We start from the raw sequence: 15,756 nt of genomic DNA on the forward strand, positions 1-15,756 counted from the left end.
TCTCCTTTATCTGACGGAAAAACGGCCTAGTCGCTTCTCCAGGTAATTTTGCAGCACAGTCAAAATGGTGCTAAACAGCAGGTAAATAACCCCCGCCTCGGTATACACCAATAGCGGTTCGTATGTGGTAGCTACAATCTGGTTAGCCGTTCTGAACATTTCCACATAGGTGATGGTCGCAGCCAGTGAGGTATCCTTCACCAAGCTGATGAATGAATTAGCCAACGGAGGTACGGACACACGGGATGCTTGCGGGAGCACGATACGCCGCAATACTTGCCAGCGCGTCATCCCCAGAGAGTATCCCGCCTCCCATTGGCCTTCCTGAATGGATATGATAGCCGCACGCATAATTTCAGAGCTATAAGCCCCTACGCTGAGGGTAAAGCCGATCACTGAAGCAATAAACGGGTCCAGTGTAATACCCACGGAAGGTAAACCATAGAAAATAATATACAATTGCACCAGTAAAGGAGTTCCTCGAATCACCCATACATAGAAGCCGAAAATCAGCTTGAGTATTCTCCATTTGGACAGCCGGGCCAACGCTGTAATCAGCGCCAGCACGAGTCCCAGAGCAAAGGAGATAAGCGTGAGCGGAATCGTAAAAGAAACCCCTGCTTTTAGCAGAGGCAATAATGAATCGATAATGATTTGTATTTGGCGATCATCCATTGTACAGACATCCTTTGAAAAGATAGGTTTGAGAAGATTCGGTTCGACTTGGCGAACGTCTATCTTCATTTATTATTTGGATACGTCGGCTCCAAAATATTTCTCGGAAATTTTCAGGTACGTACCATCAGCCTTCATATCAGCCAGCGCTTTGTTTACTTCCTTGATTAAATCTTCACTGCCTTTATTGAATACAGCTGCGCTGTGTGAAGCATCTGGAGATTCGTCCACCTTTTTGATTGGTGCGTCAGGCTTTTGCTTTTTCAGATCGAGATAGGATAATCCATCATTGACGGTCGCATCCACCCGTTTGGAAGTGAGGAGGTCAATGGCTTGGTTGAATCCCTCTGTTGCCACAATTTCCGCACCGTTGCTTTTCGCGATTTGAGTCAGGTTACTGGTCAGGGACTGCCCAGCCTTTTTTCCTTTTAGATCAGCAAATTTCTGGATGTCTGTATTGTCTTCGCTTACGATCAGAACTGCCTTGGAGACAATGTACGGATCGGAAAAATCATATTTTTGCTTACGCTCATCTGTAATGGATACTTCATTAAAAACCGTGTCAAACCGCTTGGAGTTCAACCCTGCGAATATGCCATCCCATTGCGTCTCGATAAACTCCGGTTGTACCCCCAGGCGTTTACTCACTTCAGTCGCAATATCGACATCGAAGCCTGTCAGTTTACCAGCAGCATCATGGTAGGTAAACGGAGCATAGGTACCTTCCGTGCCAATTCTTAGCTTGCCGCTTGCTTTTACAGATTCAAGAGTAGCTGTAGCAGTAGTATCTGCTTTTCCATTATTAGATCCGTTATCTCCGGTAGATGCATTATTGGTACTGGCGCCTTTATCGTTGTTACCGCAGGCCGAAATCAGCAATGCCATCACGATGAGTACAATCGGCAAAAAACTAAATTTTTTCATGGTATCCACACTCTTTCCCTTTTTCTTGATAACCCAGCACGCGGCTGGTCATTGAATAGTACATCATTCATTTTCACGCGTCAATGCTTTTATCCAATAATCCCTATGCAAAAGGTAAGTTATATATCTTTGCAGCCTAAAGTTATTCTAGGTTGACTCTTTCATTGGCAGGCTATTCATTACAACTCCCCTCACAGCAACTTTTTCTGTACCCTTACGTTAGAGATTTCGTATAATAGGTTTTAATATGCATTTGAATCCATTTCATAAATGATTAAACCAACGAAATGTATAGTACATATAGACAAATTAAACCATTTTGATCTATATGTACTCTTTATTAAAGCTACTGAAGGTATTATGAAATAGATTCAGTTTAGAAATATACCGGAGTGTGATCATGGATACCCAAAATTCAACCTTATCCTCTACTTCACCTGAAGGAAGTCACTCGGCCTGGGCTACCTTCACTTCACCTTTAAAACAATCCAAAGCGTTCACCCTGTTGTGGCTTGGACATTGGATCGCAATGTTGGGGAGCTCAGTCACCACAGTCATTTTGCCACTGGTTATCTATTCCCTAACAGGCTCGACTACTATCATGGGACTGGCGATGACTGTTTATATGCTGCCTAACGTACTTATTCTGCCTTTCGCAGGAATGATCGTGGACAGAATTGACCGAATTCGTCTCCTTCTGTTTACGAATATCGCCCGGTTTGGACTGATGTTCATTGCGGCGGTGCTGATGTTTACAGGCGGGATGAAATTGCCGGCTCTATTCGTTGGCCTAGCGTTGTACGGATTGATGGACGGTATCTTTAATCCTGCTTATTCTGCCTTACGCGCACAGGTGTTCACACCGGACATACGTAATGCAGCTAACGCGCTTAGTCAGATCAGTATACAAGCCGTCCGTCTACTTGGCCCTCCGTTAGGAGGCTTCATTGTATCTTTTTCCTCACCGGGTATCGGCTTTGGACTGGATTCTATCGCTTATCTCATATCTTTCGCCTGTTTTTGGATGCTGAGCGCTCATTTGGCCTCCATCATCGGCAAAGGTCAGGTAGATCCAGAACAGCAAGATCAGGGTGGACAGCATTTTCTCAAGGATTTTATCGCAGGCTTTACCATTCTCAAAAGCCACCCCTGGCTATGGATTACGATTCTTGCCTTTTCCTTCATTAATATTTGTTATTCAGGCATTATCGCTGTACTCATTCCGTGGCTGTTCAAGGTTCATCATGGCTACAATCCAGTCGTATACGGCATTGCGATGGCAAGTAGCGGCATTGGCGCCATGCTAGGGGCCTTTGTGTATGGATCACGTAAGCATTGGAAGCATCGTGGCCTGCTCGCTTACTTAGGAGCTTTTGTCAGCGGCCTTGCTTTACTACTGTTGTCTGTAGTCACCTGGATGCCAGGACTGATTATGAGCATGATGCTCGAAGGATTTGGCATTATGATATTTGCGATTATCTGGGAGACAAGCCTTCAGGAATTAGTCCCAGCCGAGTCTTTTGGACGTGTAGCTAGTCTGGATCTAATGTTTTCCTTTGCCCTGCTCCCTGTCGGCTATCTGGCCGTAGGTGCTGTAGCGGATAAGCTTGGTGGTATGTTCACAATTGGCATGTTTGCAACCATCGGCATGTGTATCGTGCTCGGCGTTCTAAGTGTTCCTCATATCAGGCGTTTTCAATAGGAAAAATTCGTCACTTTTCCTCAAAAAAAGCTGCTCCCACAGGTTCATTTTCGAACCTTGCGGAAGCAGCTTCTTTTCATTTTTAGCCTTGTGCCCCATAGGGGCTAGTCTATTCAATGATTCGTAAAGTTAGCCTCTACTCCGTCCAACGGAACGGAAGATCAAGCTTACAATTACGACCAGCACAATCGCACCAATTAATGCAGGAACGATGTAGAACGATCCGATTTCAGGACCCCAGTTCCCCAGAATCAAGCTACCCAACCATGCGCCGATAAAACCAGCGATGATGTTACCTATCACGCCACCCGGAACATCACGACCTGCAATAATTCCTGCCAACCAACCAATAATACCACCAACAATCAATGCCCATAACCAACTCATTTTGCGTCACCTCGTTTAAGTTTTTATCGTTGTGTTCTATTATTAACCACTCGAACTCCTTTTGAACACACAAAAGACGATTGGTTAATATTACCACAGAACGGAACACTGATTTAGGGACTTGATACCATCTTACGTGCCTCTACGACTATTTATACCCCTTGTGTGAAAAGTGTGTCTAATATGCGTTCATCCTTGTATTCCTGCTTTTTTTATGCCATCCTCACATTATGGCTTCATTAATGTCACTTCATGCATAAGTTACAAAAATAACAGATTTTAAGGAGTGACCCCAACTGGAGTGTCGAGTAGGATGTGCCGCGTGCTGTATTGCCATTACGATTTCTTCCCCTATTCCCGGCATGCCAGATGGAAAACCAGCTGGTGTTCCTTGCCCTCAGCTCACTTCCGATTACCGTTGCCGATTGTTTGGCAAACCTGAGCGCCCAGTTGTATGCAGTGGATTCCATGCTGATGAGGATACGTGTGGAAGCACTAATGAAAGAGCATTTGAGCTGCTGAGAGAGCTGGAGGAGTCAACTTTACCGGGTAAAGCTTAAGGAGAAGTTCATTCTATATGAAGGAGAATTTTAATTATGAATGTTATTGAAAAAAGAATTGCCGAATTAAAGCAATATCGGCCCGATCTTACCGCCCCGAAGGATATCGATTTATTCTGGGCCAAAACATTGGAAGAAGTACACACCAAACCTGTACGTGCGTTCAAAGCTCCCGTAGAAACACCTTATCCTCATATCCTTGCCTACCGGGTTACTTTTGAGGGTGTCGATGATACGCCTCTGCATGCCTGGTATGTACGCCCCCGATTTGCCGGAGATCAAAAGCTGCCGTGTATCGTTCTGTTTCATGGCTATACAGGCGGAAAAGGCTATCCTGAAGATTATTCCTCTTGGCTCATGCTTGGCTTTGCTGTATTGGCAGTAGATGTACGTGGTCAGGGAGGAGAAACGGGAGACCGTCTGGGTGATCCTCACGGTACGGTTAAAGGCTGGGTAACGAAAGGAATATTGGACAAGGATACCTGCTACTACAAAACGATTACAACCGATGCCCTTAGAGCCGTAGATTGGGTAGCGGAGCAGTCGGATGTTGATTCGGCTAAAATCGCAATCAGTGGCGCCAGTCAGGGCGGCGGACTTTCATTAATGGTGGCTGCGCTCAGCGATAAAGCTGCCATTACGGTCGCGGATATCCCCAATATGTGTCATATGGATTTTGGTATGATGAATTCTACCAGTTCACTGACGGAAGCAGCTGAATTCGTCAACCGATTTCCGGAGCATTTGGAGCAGGTACTACATACATTAAGTTATTTTGACGTGATGAATCTTGCTCATCGCATTCGTACCCCGATCATGGTATCGGTAGGGTTCAAGGATACTGTGTGTATGCCAGAGACGATTTTCGCCGCTTATAACCGTATTGAATCACCGAAAACGATTGAAATTTATCCGTTTACCGGACATTGGGTTGAAGGCTTTCAAAGACGCAAAACGGCAGAATTTTTAGTTCAGCATTTTTCATAATTCGCTTCCCAACGCTCGAAAGTACAATATATAGAATGATTCCTCCGGTGCACAAAAAAAAGAACACCACGCATCAAACTGCGTAATGTTCTTTTCTACGGTATCGGGGCCAGTCCCGCTTACGCTAGACAAACTCCTCGACACTTCACACGAAAAAATTTTCTAAGATTACGATGCAGCTCGCTGTTCTGCTGCCGAATCCCCTGTCCATTTTCGCACCCAAACAAAATCCATAATCATCAGACCAAACGGGATGAAGGAGGCAAACATAATAAAAAGAGGCCGCCGTATAGACCAGTGCAATGCTGTTTTTCCATAGATTAAAGCAACGAGGAGCAACAAAAAGCTCACCCGGTATATGTTACCAATCACCATAACCGTCTGGGTCATGCCCGCAGCTTGCAGGGGCTGGTGGGTGAATAGTATCGCCAAATAAGCTATAGCTTGAATCCAGAGCATGAGTCGGACACGCCCCAAAGGTGTTCTTAACACAAATTCAATCCCCTCTCCATAAGCAAGGATGTTCTCTCATCCTTTACACATCCTTTATTATAACGAAAAGGTCCCCAAACTCCAACCTATCCATTTTTGAGTTTTGACCTAATGAGTTGTGTCTGATACAGTTGTGTAAGAGGTGATTGCAAAATGCTTAAACTGGGTATACTGGACCAGTCTCATATTCCTGAAGGCGGTACTGCTCAGGATGCATTATCCAATACAACAGATTTAGCGCGTGAAGCTGATCAACTGGGATACAGCCGTTATTGGGTATCCGAACATCATGCGTCCAAAACACTAGCGCACTCCAGCCCTGAGGTGCTGATTGCGCATTTGGCTGCTCACACATCACGTATTCGTGTGGGTTCAGGCGGTATTATGCTGCCACACTACAGCGCGTATAAAGTCGCCGAAAACTTCCGCTTGCTGGAGGCTCTCCATCCAGGACGAATCGACCTGGGAATAGGGCGTGCTCCCGGTGGTTTACCGCTGGCTACTCGTGCCCTGCAGGAAGGCAAGTACCAATCTGTCGAACAATATCCACAGCAAATTCTCGATTTAATCGACTACTTCCATGATTCGGTGCCTGACAATCATCGATTTGCCGGTCTTCATGCCTCCCCGATGATATCGACCGTCCCTGAATTATGGTTGCTCGGCTCCAGCGGAGAAAGCGCTAGATTGGCTGCGATGATGGGTGCCTCCTATGCCTTTGCCCAATTTTTCGGGACTCCAGGTGGTGTAGAAGCTACCGCACGTTACCACGAGCAATTCCAGCCTTCGATCCTGGGTGATAAGCCCCATTCCATGGCGGCAGTTACGGTGGCCTGCGCGGAAACCGAAGAAGAAGCTGAACAACTGGCGTCCAGTGCTAGTTTGTATTTCCTTTTGCTCATGCAAGGTAAAGAAATGAGTTCTCTTCCGTCGGTGAAAACAGCAATGTCCTATCCGTACACGGAGTTGGATCGTGAGCGGCTGCGTCAGTCCGCATCATGGCGCGTTGTTGGTACCCCTGAACAGTGTAAGGAACAGCTGCTAAGACTGGCTGAGCAGTATCGTACCGATGAGTTGCTGGTCGTTTCATCTATTCATGACTTTGATAAACGTGTTCAGTCCTACCGTCTGCTGGCCAAAGCTTTTGATTTGGTATAGACGCAGTTGAACGGAGGCTGAGCTTCAGAAACATTAAAACCCCCGCCTGCCTATGATGGCAACAGCGGGGGTTTGTCGTAGAGAAGGGTCCATTGGAACCAACCCCTCTGCACTATAGAAGTAATTCAAGCACCACAAAAGTCGAATATCATATGGTACTTTAGTAGTATATACACTGAAACTAAAGTGTCAGTCGTTCCCTCCTAAAGTTCCAGTCCTCATATACCAAAGGCGCATATTCTATACTCCAAACCTTGGCAAGCTTGCACCCAAAAGTCCCATATCTTTACTCGTTCCGATAAAGTTAGTACCGGTTAAATTCTAAGGCTCTATACCCCAAACCAGCTTATCCTGCTGATATACAGTGCCATGGTCCCAGTCTGCGAATGCTGTTTGGGTAGCACCATAGGAGTAATCGTTGGTCTCATCAAAATTGCTCCAATTTGCAGCATGAATACGGGGTTGAATTTCTCCGCTTTCCCCGCCGGGCTGAATCGTTCCCGCTCCATCTGTGAAAGAGATCTCCACATATTTATCAGCCTTAGCCTTTGGATTCGGCAATGTTACAAATGTTGCTTTTACCTTTTCATTGCCAATCCTAGCCCAGTCAACAAAAAACTGCTGAGCTTGTTTGCTTTCATCTGTGTAATAGTAGCGAATTTTTAGATCACTCAACTTCACAGCTGTTTTCCCTGTATTTTTGATATTAAATTCAGGACGGATTGCGTTATCCTTGGCGTTCGTGTCACCGGTGCGATACTGAAGCACAATCCCTTGATCGTTACTGCCTGGTGTATTTCCTCCGTTACCGTTACCGTTACCGTTATCGCCGCCAGTGTTGCCACCATCTCCGCCGTTATTCCCAGCGTTGTTTCCGCCTCCACCATTGTTGCTGGAGCCTTCCAGAATCGCCTGTTTTACGAATTTGCCGGAAGCGGACAATTGTGAATCAGGCCATCCGCCCTTACGGTCAGCACCAGGCAACAGCGCAGCAGAGGTCTCATTTTTATCTGCCAGCGACCAGTTAGCCCAACTGATTCCACGGCTTGCAAGAAAATCAGTCCATACTTTGGATTCATTCAGGAACGGACCACCGTTACCCGAAGCATCGCTTGTACCCCACTCGGTAGCAAATATGCCCACGCCTTTGCTCAGCGCATAATCGACCCGATCGCGCAAGTACTGTCCATGCGTACCCGCATAGAAATGTACGGTATACATTGTATTCTTGTCTGGAAGTGGATGGTCTGCTGCATCATGTACATCCTGACTCCATGTGCCTGTTCCTACAATAATAATATTGTCCGGGTCCTTAGCACGAATAACCTGAGATACCTCAGACGCATAAGGTCGGATTTGATTGTTCCAGTTCACATTCCCATTCGGCTCATTGGCAAGCTCATAGATTACGTTAGGCAAATGGCCGTACTGAGTCGAAAATTCATTAAAGAAAGCTTTGGCTTCATTTTTATGAATGTTTGGATTGCCATCTGAGAGAATGTGCCAGTCAATAATGACGTACAAGCCCAGTTTCTGTGCTGCCTCAATCGCTTCCTTCACTTTATTTTTCAAAGAAGGATTGGCGATATAACCATCTTCTTCAGTGTACAGTGCAACCCGAAATACGGAAATGCCCCAATCGTCCCGTAGCCATTTCATAGAGTCCTGATTTACTAGATCCCCAAACCATTGGACGCCGTGAGAGCTAATACCTTTGAGTTGTACAGGTTTACCGTTTTTATCCACCAGTTTACCATTCTTTACTGAAAGTTGTCCGTAACGTTCCACAGGGGTCGTCCCAGCAGCCTCTGCTGTTTGCGTATTCCAGTTGAATCCGTTCGTTAACGTTAACAGTAATACTGCTGTTAGCATGACTGCTACTCTTTTTGCGATCCTTGGCAGGATCCATTGCCCATTCATCATTTACACATTCCTTCCTTTTTATAAAGTAGATGAGACTTATCAGTACGTTGTTCTCCGCTCTTTCGTCCCCTCCTTCATGCAGCAAGAGGATCAGGTCCAAACATAGATGTCACTTACCTGTATATGGATGATACTACTATTATAGTTAGTTTCATGTTACATTTCGACTTTATGATAGAAAATGAACAGGAAGTCACGGTTTTGGGATGTGTTCTGCTTAGTTGACTACTATAGAGTACTAAAGGGACAAAAGACTCATTTGCCAATTGCAATATTTGGAGAATTTTAGTTGTTTAATAAAAAAAGACTGCTACCCGATGCCTTGGCTCGGTATAGCAGTCTTATAAATGATCTTATATGTGATCGAATAATGTTACAAATATCGTCTTAACGTATGATCTCCCTATTACCCCTGAGCGGTTGCTTGAGGCTCTTTGGTCGTCTGATCTTCCTTCATATCGCCGCCATCCGTCGCTTGATCTGTCAGTACAGTCTCAGATGAGTTACCTATTACCTTGTCTATAAGTTGAAGCCAAGGTTCTTCACTACCTCCACAGCTCTCAATATCACCGAGCAGGGACTCTAGCGTGGTTCCTTCTTCTGGCAAATCAATAACTAAACTGTCTTCGTCAACTTGGATGGTGCAGCAGGTTTTCATTGTAAATCCCTCGCTTAATTCATATTTGAGCATGCAGTAAGCTAGCTCAGATGGGATGAACTCCCATGGATTCCGGGATAAGCCCTTTGAATCCGTCTGAAATTATAAACCTAATGCACATCAATTGCAATGAACAAACCTTGAATTTTTAAGAATTAGCGAGTGTTACAGAATGGATATCTAAACGAAGTGTTCGCAACAGTAATTTTTGGATATATAAAGAATCAGTTCAAACTTTCAGCAAGCTCCGTAAAAATCACCCCAAGCGCATAAGCCCCCGCATCTGGATAACCGAGGCTTCTCTCTCCGACCGTTCCGGCACGGCCCATGCGCGCCACGATGTCTTCCGTCTTTTTGGCCCCTGATACAGCGGCTTGAGCACCTCTTACAAAGGCTGCCTTCACATCAAAATCTAATTTCGCGCTCTCCAACCAGCTATCCGCACATGGCACTAATGCATCTATAAGCGTTTTATCACCAACGACGGCTCCTCTGCCGAAAGAACGTTCGCCTGTCGATTGTATGCCTTGCACCGCAGCCTGCATCATATTCGCGAATTCGGAAACGGTGAGTTCGGTTCGTTCGCCCGCAGATCGTGCCGCTGCGCGAAATGCTGAACCCCAGATCGGACCCGAAGCGCCACCGCAATATTCCATGATGACGAGCGAGCATGAATGAAGAAAGGCTCCCATCGTCAAAGAATCTTGATTCAGGATGTCTCTCCATTCCCGTTTTAGCTGACGAAATCCCTTAGCAACGCTCATTCCAAAGTCGCCGTCGCCTGCATGAGAGTCAAGATCGCAGAAAGGTACCTCATTCTTGATGATAACCTCGCTCATCTTATCTACTAAATAGATAAGATTGTTCAACGTAACTTTGTTGTTCTCAATAACCGCGAAAGCAGGGTCCGTTTCCACCTCAAAGGATACTTGCCGCTTTTCGTCTGCTACAGTTGAAATATCCGTGAATACGACATGATCAACAGGTCCAGCCACCTTGAACGCAGGGGCGTTGCTTTCATGGGAAAGGAGCGTTTTCAGTTCGTTGTCCAGCTTCATGATGGAAACCGAGATACCTGCCATATCGATGCTCGTCATATAATTGTTGACAAAAGTGCGATCGATCGTGATCCCCTTCGCTGCTAGTTCGCGAGTGACCGAATGATTGAAGAGGTACAGTTCTTGCAGAGGCGTACCGCCGAAACCATTGATCAACAGGGCGATTTCTCCACTGAATCCAGTTTCAATCTGCATGTCTCGAAGGAGATCGGTTACCATTCTGCCTGCCAACGTATCCGCATCCGTCAGCTTCTCACGGCTGGTCCCAGGCTCGCCGTGAATGCCGACGCCGTACTCGATTTCATCATGCCCGAGCTCTAATGTTGGCGTGCCCTTCGCCGGCACGGTACACGAAGTCAATGCGAATCCGATACTGCGTACATTCGCAGCGGCTTTCTCGGCCACTGCTTTAACTTCCGCCAGACTCCGGCCCTCTTCCGCCGCTGCACCCGCGATCTTATGGACGAGTACCGTTCCCGCCACCCCGCGCCGACCGACCGTATATAGGCTGTCTTCTACAGCGATGTCGTCTTCAACCTTTACATAGTCCACTTCCAGACCGTCTTCAGTGGCCAGATGGGCGCCGTTTCTAAAGTTCATAATATCGCCGCTGTAATTTTTAATAATCAGCAGCGCACCTTTTTTCCCGGTTGTCGCTCGGATGGCCTGATATACTTGAATTTGTGAGGGAGAGGCGAAGACATCACCGCAGACCGCGGCATCGAGCATCCCTTTGCCAACGAAGCCGGCGTGGGCGGGCTCATGACCACTGCCACCGCCGCTGATGAGCGTTACTTTTTCCACGTTCAATTCCTTTTTTTTGAGCACTTTGTATTTTGGCAGAAATTCCAGTTCGGGATGCGCGAGCGCAATACCGCTGCACATCTCAAGGACCAAATTTTCCGCACGGTTGATGACCTTTTTCATGCTACTTTACCTCCGCTTTGTACTGGCTCCCGATACGGTCGGCCGCAGCGATTGCCGCTGCAACCTGCTCCACTGTGACCGGAAACGGCATGGAATGAATCGATTCCTCCAGAATGCAGGCCTTTGCAGCTACTTCCATGAGTTCTTCCTGGCTGATATGATCGACGCCGATATCAGCCAAGCAGACCGGTAAACCGACGGCTAAACAGAAATCAAGTACCTGATGTAATTCTTCCGTCGGTGCGTTTTCGAGCACCAGCTGTGCGATCGTGCCGAATGCAACCTTCTCTCCATGATAATAATGATGCGTGCCTTCCAAAATCGTGAGTCCATCATGAATCGCATGGGCCGCCGCAAGTCCGCCGCTCTCGAAGCCGAGGCCTGAGAGTAAAATATTAGTTTCAATGATATTTTCGAGTGCTTGCGTAACTTGGTTTTCATCACATGCCGCTTTTGCTTTGGCACCGTCTTTCAACAGCATTTCATAACATAGCGTTGCAAGTGCAATCGCCGCATTTGTACCTACTGCTGGCGCACACTGTCCTTCGCGTACTCCGTTAGGCAGTCCGGCATTGACCCTGGAGTAAGAACGGGAGGTCGCACGGGCTTCAAAGTAAGTCGACAGTGCATCACCCATGCCTGATACGAGAAATCGGGTTGGTGCATTAGCAATTACGGTGGTGTCGACTAATACGACATTCGGACTTTGCTTAAAATAGGCGTAATCGTCGAAAGCACCTTCCGGGGTGTAAAGAACGGCCGAGTGACTTGTCGGTGCATCCGTCGCAGCAATCGTTGGACAGATGATAAGCGCTTCCCCTTGGGCCACGCATTTCGCCGCGTCGATCGCTTTCCCACCCCCGAGACCTACGATACAATCGCATCCATTCGCAGTAGCAATTTCCTGAAGTCTAGACACTTCTTGTCTGGAACACTCACCCATAAAACCGCTTTCAATAAAGGTCACGTTATATTTATCCAAAGTGGAATCAAGCTTATCTTTTACCCGCGCCACATCGGCAGGATGCGCAATCAGTAAAGCGGATTTGCCAAAGGTGCTCACATAGTAACCCAAATTCAACAATTCGTTTTCACCTTGTACATATTTGCTTGGGCTGATAAAAGCTTTTCTCATCTATAATTCCTCCTTATGATTGTGTTGGCTTCGTTACTGATTAAAACTATAACCGAACCATGTAAACTTTACATTGGAGGAATCAAGGAATATATTATAATCTACAATCGTATTTTTTTGCACTGAAGATCACGAATCGTACTTTTTTGTTATTGCTTACAGGATAATTTACCATTAAGGGATGAGAATCTTGATACGTGAACATTTGAGCATCCAGAAAATCTTTGATTTGAAAAAGTGGGAGCAGTTGCAGGATTCATTAGCATCCGTTACCAAATTAGCTATTCTCACTGTCGATTATAAAGGGAATCCCGTAACTAGCCACAGCCAATGCCAATCGTTCTGCAAGAAAGTTCGCCAGGATGAGAGTCTCCTTCCCTACTGCCAAAAATGTGACTCTCGCGGTGGACTTGAAGCGGTGCGTTCCAATAAACCTTATATTTATCTCTGTCATTATGACATCGTCGACATCGCGGTACCGATCATTATTGACGATAAGTACATCGGCGCCGTCATGGCAGGTCAGGTCCGCTTAGCCGATCCTTCGAGCGCCTTACAGTTGGAGCAAATCCTCACGTCAAAAAATGAAAAACTGTACAGTTCCAAATGGGAGGAACTTAAGAACGACTACGCCGATCTCCCATCCATGACCTATCAGGAAATTCAGACGATCTCCAATATGTTATCCTTATTGTGTAATTATATTGTTGAAGAAGCCATGAACAAAAATCTTCTCGCAGAAATGTTCGAGAAGGCGTCGGCCACACAGTCCACTCCGCAGTTGTCCGAGATCCTTCCTGGCTACTCGCTGGAGCATATCGAAAGCCTTAAGAAAGAAATGAATAATTTCTTAGCAGATGCCTATCTGAATTCCTCAGGAGATGTGGATATTCCGTGCGGAAATCCCGTACTAAAACCCGCCTTTGAATATATTTTTGAGCACAAGGGTGAAACTTTTTCTCTCAAAGCCATGGCTGACTTGTGCCACATTAGCCCAAGCTATTTTAGTCGGCTGTTTGCCAAGGAAACGGGGGAGAACTTTTCCAGCTATCTTTCCCGCCTGAAGATTAAATGGGCGAAGCAATTGCTCGAAGCTACAGATATTCCTGTATCTCAGATCAGTAGCGAGCTCGGCTTCAATGAGCCGGGGTATTTTATTAAAATATTCAAGAAGTATGAAGGCACAACGCCCGCGGTGTACCGAAAGTATTACAAGGGATAAAATAAACGAAAAACAGATGATTCACGGGTCTATCGTCTCCATGATCATCTGTTCATGTAAATTAGTTCTGCTCAACTACTTATGTCCTAGTGTGCTTCTCAAGCTGCAAGAGATGGTGATTTGCGCTCAATCACCATCCCCTTTTTATCAGCAATTTTATGTTGGATTGTTTCTTTATAGTTACTGTAGTGTTTCTGACTGATCCTGAACGTTCGTTTCATTGTGCATGGATTCCGATTTTTTCTTACGAATAATTTGGCAAAAAACTTGCCTATCACACCAAACATACCTGCACAAGCTGCACCGATAAGTATGATAACCTTAATTCCCGCGCCCTTAAAAAAAGCAATGAGTAATGCCAACAAGCCTACTTTTTTAGCTACTGCCAAGCCTGCTCCTCCCAAAATCAATCCGGTTAGGCCGTATTCGGAAATTTTGTCCGTTGAAGCATTAAAATCCTCGTACCGCTCACCCGATTTGACTGTCAGCTTGGGTAATATGTTCTCATTCAAAAACTTCTTATCTGCGTCTAAATGCGCAGGATCGGACACTAATATTGCAGAGATATAACCCTGACGAGTGAGCAAACGAACATTATAATTGATCAGCTTTTCCTTGTTCCCATCCTCCGCCAACATAGACCAGGTTAAATTATGGGTCGCTTCATTATAAAAAGGCTCCACATCCCAACCCGTAACATACAGGCGATCACTTTCCGCTTTTTCCTTGTTACTCTCTTCCGTACCCTCTTTATAACTATCTAGAATGGCATCCGCATCAATGTCTTCTTTTTCATCATCCTTGATGTGTCCAAGTTCATAGTATTCAAAAACAACTTCCCAATTTTGATTTTCATCTTTCGGAAATATACTCCCAATCTCCTTGCCGGATGGCTTCTCATGATTCATCTCGCTTACCTTTGCTGTGTTAGCTGCATCCAAGAAAAGAAGAGATGAGTCCAGTTCAGGAGTTTCTGAGACTTAATACTCATTTTTATACATATGTATGCAAATATTCTAATCTAATCGAACTGAATTAATAATATGTGAATGAGCGATAAGAAATACTCATAAAGGACAAGCACAATTGCGCAATGGCACTACTTCTCCGTTCCAGTTTCCTACTTATGAATTCCTAAACGGGGCTTATTCCTTGATACGACAACCCCATTGACTTCTAGCTTAATTTCGAACAATCCATCTAGCATAAAAAATGTCGAATTTCATCAGATTAAGGAATGTATAATTCATCTAACAAGAGACTTTAGTCTTGGTGACTTTTTGCCTGTTTTTAAACATATGTCAACTTTTTTATTTAAAAGAATGTATAGGCTTTCATAAGGTTGATTGATTAGAAATAAGCTAATTATTGAAAAGCTCCCATACAAGTTTACTGCTTGTTTTGGGGGCTATGAGTTATTCACCAGTATTTGATAGTGTCACCATACTACTTATTCAGCTTGCCAAAGCCCGCTCCGAGACTGGGACAGATCACCTTGTCTGACTTTAGCGATATCACTAGTTCCTTCACTGTACTCGCTGGTGGCAACAATCATGCAGCGACACCAGTTAATAGCCGTGTTGTGAATGTTATCGGAGCCGCCGTTGAAATTGCTCCACCTGCCCCCGCCACACCCCAAGAGAGCAGCCAGAGTAAAAAACAGATCCCCTAAAGCGGATTTTTGGACTTTAGAGAGTCCTGTTTCCATATTAGAAAATTACTATATTTGGGAATCAATCTGGCTGGAAGAGTGAATTTACAACCTCACTAAAACTTGAAGATACTAGTTTAATGAATTCGGGTTTCAACTCATTGTCCTCTTCGAAATAATCCATATCACGAAATAAACTATTCCTTGATCCTCCTCATTAACAGAAAGACATATAAGACTATCTGCAGGATCTATTCCAATAGGAATAAAGTTAGAAAGGATTATTTTGCCACCATT

The 15,756-nt window shown here is 45.3% G+C and carries 14 protein-coding genes and 1 pseudogene; 6 read left to right on the forward strand and 9 right to left on the reverse strand.

Features of this window, described 5'->3' with window-relative positions:
* Nucleotides 1–6: 6 nt before the first annotated feature.
* The gene (locus KAI36_RS19555; protein WP_023989825.1) at nt 7–675 is read right to left on the reverse strand and encodes an amino acid ABC transporter permease; all 669 of its coding nucleotides are present in this window, start codon (nt 673–675) and stop codon (nt 7–9) included.
* A 72-nt stretch (nt 676–747) separates the two neighbouring features.
* A complete protein-coding gene (locus tag KAI36_RS19560) occupies nt 748–1,599 on the reverse strand; it encodes an amino acid ABC transporter substrate-binding protein (protein ID WP_025724330.1) in 852 nt (283 codons plus the stop codon).
* Between the two features lie 400 nt (nt 1,600–1,999).
* Between KAI36_RS19560 and KAI36_RS19565 the strand changes: the two genes are divergently transcribed.
* Nucleotides 2,000–3,301 (forward strand): MFS transporter, encoded by a 1,302-nt coding sequence (locus KAI36_RS19565; protein WP_220025784.1) that lies wholly within the window; start codon nt 2,000–2,002, stop codon nt 3,299–3,301.
* 129 nt (nt 3,302–3,430) lie between these two features.
* Here KAI36_RS19565 and KAI36_RS19570 read toward each other — a convergent pair whose 3' ends face one another.
* Nucleotides 3,431–3,688 (reverse strand): GlsB/YeaQ/YmgE family stress response membrane protein, encoded by a 258-nt coding sequence (locus KAI36_RS19570; protein WP_023989828.1) that lies wholly within the window; start codon nt 3,686–3,688, stop codon nt 3,431–3,433.
* Nucleotides 3,689–3,984: 296 nt separating this feature from the next.
* Here KAI36_RS19570 and KAI36_RS19575 point away from each other — a divergent pair, with 296 nt between their 5' ends.
* Nucleotides 3,985–4,248, forward strand: coding sequence for a YkgJ family cysteine cluster protein (locus KAI36_RS19575; RefSeq protein ID WP_013311446.1), 264 nt, complete (start codon nt 3,985–3,987; stop codon nt 4,246–4,248).
* 36 nt (nt 4,249–4,284) lie between these two features.
* Nucleotides 4,285–5,235, forward strand: coding sequence for an acetylxylan esterase (locus KAI36_RS19580; protein WP_053325927.1), 951 nt, complete (start codon nt 4,285–4,287; stop codon nt 5,233–5,235).
* 168 nt (nt 5,236–5,403) lie between these two features.
* Here KAI36_RS19580 and KAI36_RS19585 read toward each other — a convergent pair whose 3' ends face one another.
* Nucleotides 5,404–5,727: a DUF3817 domain-containing protein gene (locus KAI36_RS19585; protein ID WP_220025785.1), complete on the reverse strand. Its 324-nt coding sequence runs from the start codon at nt 5,725–5,727 to the stop codon at nt 5,404–5,406.
* A 153-nt stretch (nt 5,728–5,880) separates the two neighbouring features.
* Here KAI36_RS19585 and KAI36_RS19590 point away from each other — a divergent pair, with 153 nt between their 5' ends.
* Nucleotides 5,881–6,885: an LLM class flavin-dependent oxidoreductase gene (locus KAI36_RS19590; protein WP_220025786.1), complete on the forward strand. Its 1,005-nt coding sequence runs from the start codon at nt 5,881–5,883 to the stop codon at nt 6,883–6,885.
* 321 nt (nt 6,886–7,206) lie between these two features.
* Here the strand turns inward: KAI36_RS19590 and KAI36_RS19595 are convergent, their stop codons facing one another.
* From KAI36_RS19595 to KAI36_RS19610, 4 genes are all read right to left on the reverse strand, one after another.
* Nucleotides 7,207–8,808 carry a cellulase family glycosylhydrolase gene (locus KAI36_RS19595; protein ID WP_220025787.1) on the reverse strand — a complete coding sequence of 534 codons (1,602 nt, stop codon included), beginning with the start codon at nt 8,806–8,808 and terminating at the stop codon, nt 7,207–7,209.
* Between the two features lie 406 nt (nt 8,809–9,214).
* Nucleotides 9,215–9,499 (reverse strand): hypothetical protein, encoded by a 285-nt coding sequence (locus tag KAI36_RS19600; RefSeq protein ID WP_230486410.1) that lies wholly within the window; start codon nt 9,497–9,499, stop codon nt 9,215–9,217.
* Between the two features lie 191 nt (nt 9,500–9,690).
* Complete coding sequence (gene dhaK, locus KAI36_RS19605) at nt 9,691–11,451, reverse strand: dihydroxyacetone kinase subunit DhaK (RefSeq protein WP_220025788.1); 1,761 nt, start codon at nt 11,449–11,451, stop codon at nt 9,691–9,693.
* Nucleotide 11,452: 1 nt separating this feature from the next.
* Entirely contained in the window at nt 11,453–12,586 is a 1,134-nt protein-coding gene (locus KAI36_RS19610) for a glycerol dehydrogenase (RefSeq protein WP_025724335.1), read from the reverse strand.
* 190 nt (nt 12,587–12,776) lie between these two features.
* On the opposite strand from KAI36_RS19610, the gene KAI36_RS19615 reads away from it, so the two are divergent.
* Entirely contained in the window at nt 12,777–13,808 is a 1,032-nt protein-coding gene (locus tag KAI36_RS19615; protein ID WP_025724336.1) for a PocR ligand-binding domain-containing protein, read from the forward strand.
* A 180-nt stretch (nt 13,809–13,988) separates the two neighbouring features.
* Here the strand turns inward: KAI36_RS19615 and KAI36_RS19620 are convergent.
* Nucleotides 13,989–14,773: pseudogene (locus tag KAI36_RS19620) on the reverse strand (DUF2167 domain-containing protein); the annotation flags it as partial.
* Nucleotides 14,774–15,267: 494 nt separating this feature from the next.
* Between KAI36_RS19620 and KAI36_RS19625 the strand changes: the two are divergent.
* On the forward strand, nt 15,268–15,480 hold the full coding sequence (locus KAI36_RS19625; protein ID WP_220025789.1) for a hypothetical protein: 213 nt from the start codon (nt 15,268–15,270) through the stop codon (nt 15,478–15,480).
* The last annotated feature ends 276 nt before the right edge of the window (nt 15,481–15,756 follow it).

The organism is Paenibacillus sp. S02 (assembly GCF_019454065.1).
Taxonomy (GTDB): Bacteria; Bacillota; Bacilli; order Paenibacillales; family Paenibacillaceae; genus Paenibacillus; species Paenibacillus polymyxa_B.

Bases quoted from the DNA above. Each gene is read 5' to 3' on its own strand.
- KAI36_RS19555 (WP_023989825.1), bottom strand. From the start codon at position 675: ATGGATGATCGCCAAATACAAATCATTATCGATTCATTATTGCCTCTG.
- KAI36_RS19560 (WP_025724330.1), bottom strand. From the start codon at position 1,599: ATGAAAAAATTTAGTTTTTTGCCGATTGTACTCATCGTGATGGCATTG.
- KAI36_RS19565 (WP_220025784.1), top strand. From the start codon at position 2,000: ATGGATACCCAAAATTCAACCTTATCCTCTACTTCACCTGAAGGAAGT.
- KAI36_RS19570 (WP_023989828.1), bottom strand. From the start codon at position 3,688: ATGAGTTGGTTATGGGCATTGATTGTTGGTGGTATTATTGGTTGGTTG.
- KAI36_RS19580 (WP_053325927.1), top strand. From the start codon at position 4,285: ATGAATGTTATTGAAAAAAGAATTGCCGAATTAAAGCAATATCGGCCC.
- KAI36_RS19590 (WP_220025786.1), top strand. From the start codon at position 5,881: ATGCTTAAACTGGGTATACTGGACCAGTCTCATATTCCTGAAGGCGGT.
- KAI36_RS19595 (WP_220025787.1), bottom strand. From the start codon at position 8,808: ATGATGAATGGGCAATGGATCCTGCCAAGGATCGCAAAAAGAGTAGCA.
- KAI36_RS19600 (WP_230486410.1), bottom strand. From the start codon at position 9,499: ATGCTCAAATATGAATTAAGCGAGGGATTTACAATGAAAACCTGCTGC.
- dhaK (WP_220025788.1), bottom strand. From the start codon at position 11,451: ATGAAAAAGGTCATCAACCGTGCGGAAAATTTGGTCCTTGAGATGTGC.
- KAI36_RS19610 (WP_025724335.1), bottom strand. From the start codon at position 12,586: ATGAGAAAAGCTTTTATCAGCCCAAGCAAATATGTACAAGGTGAAAAC.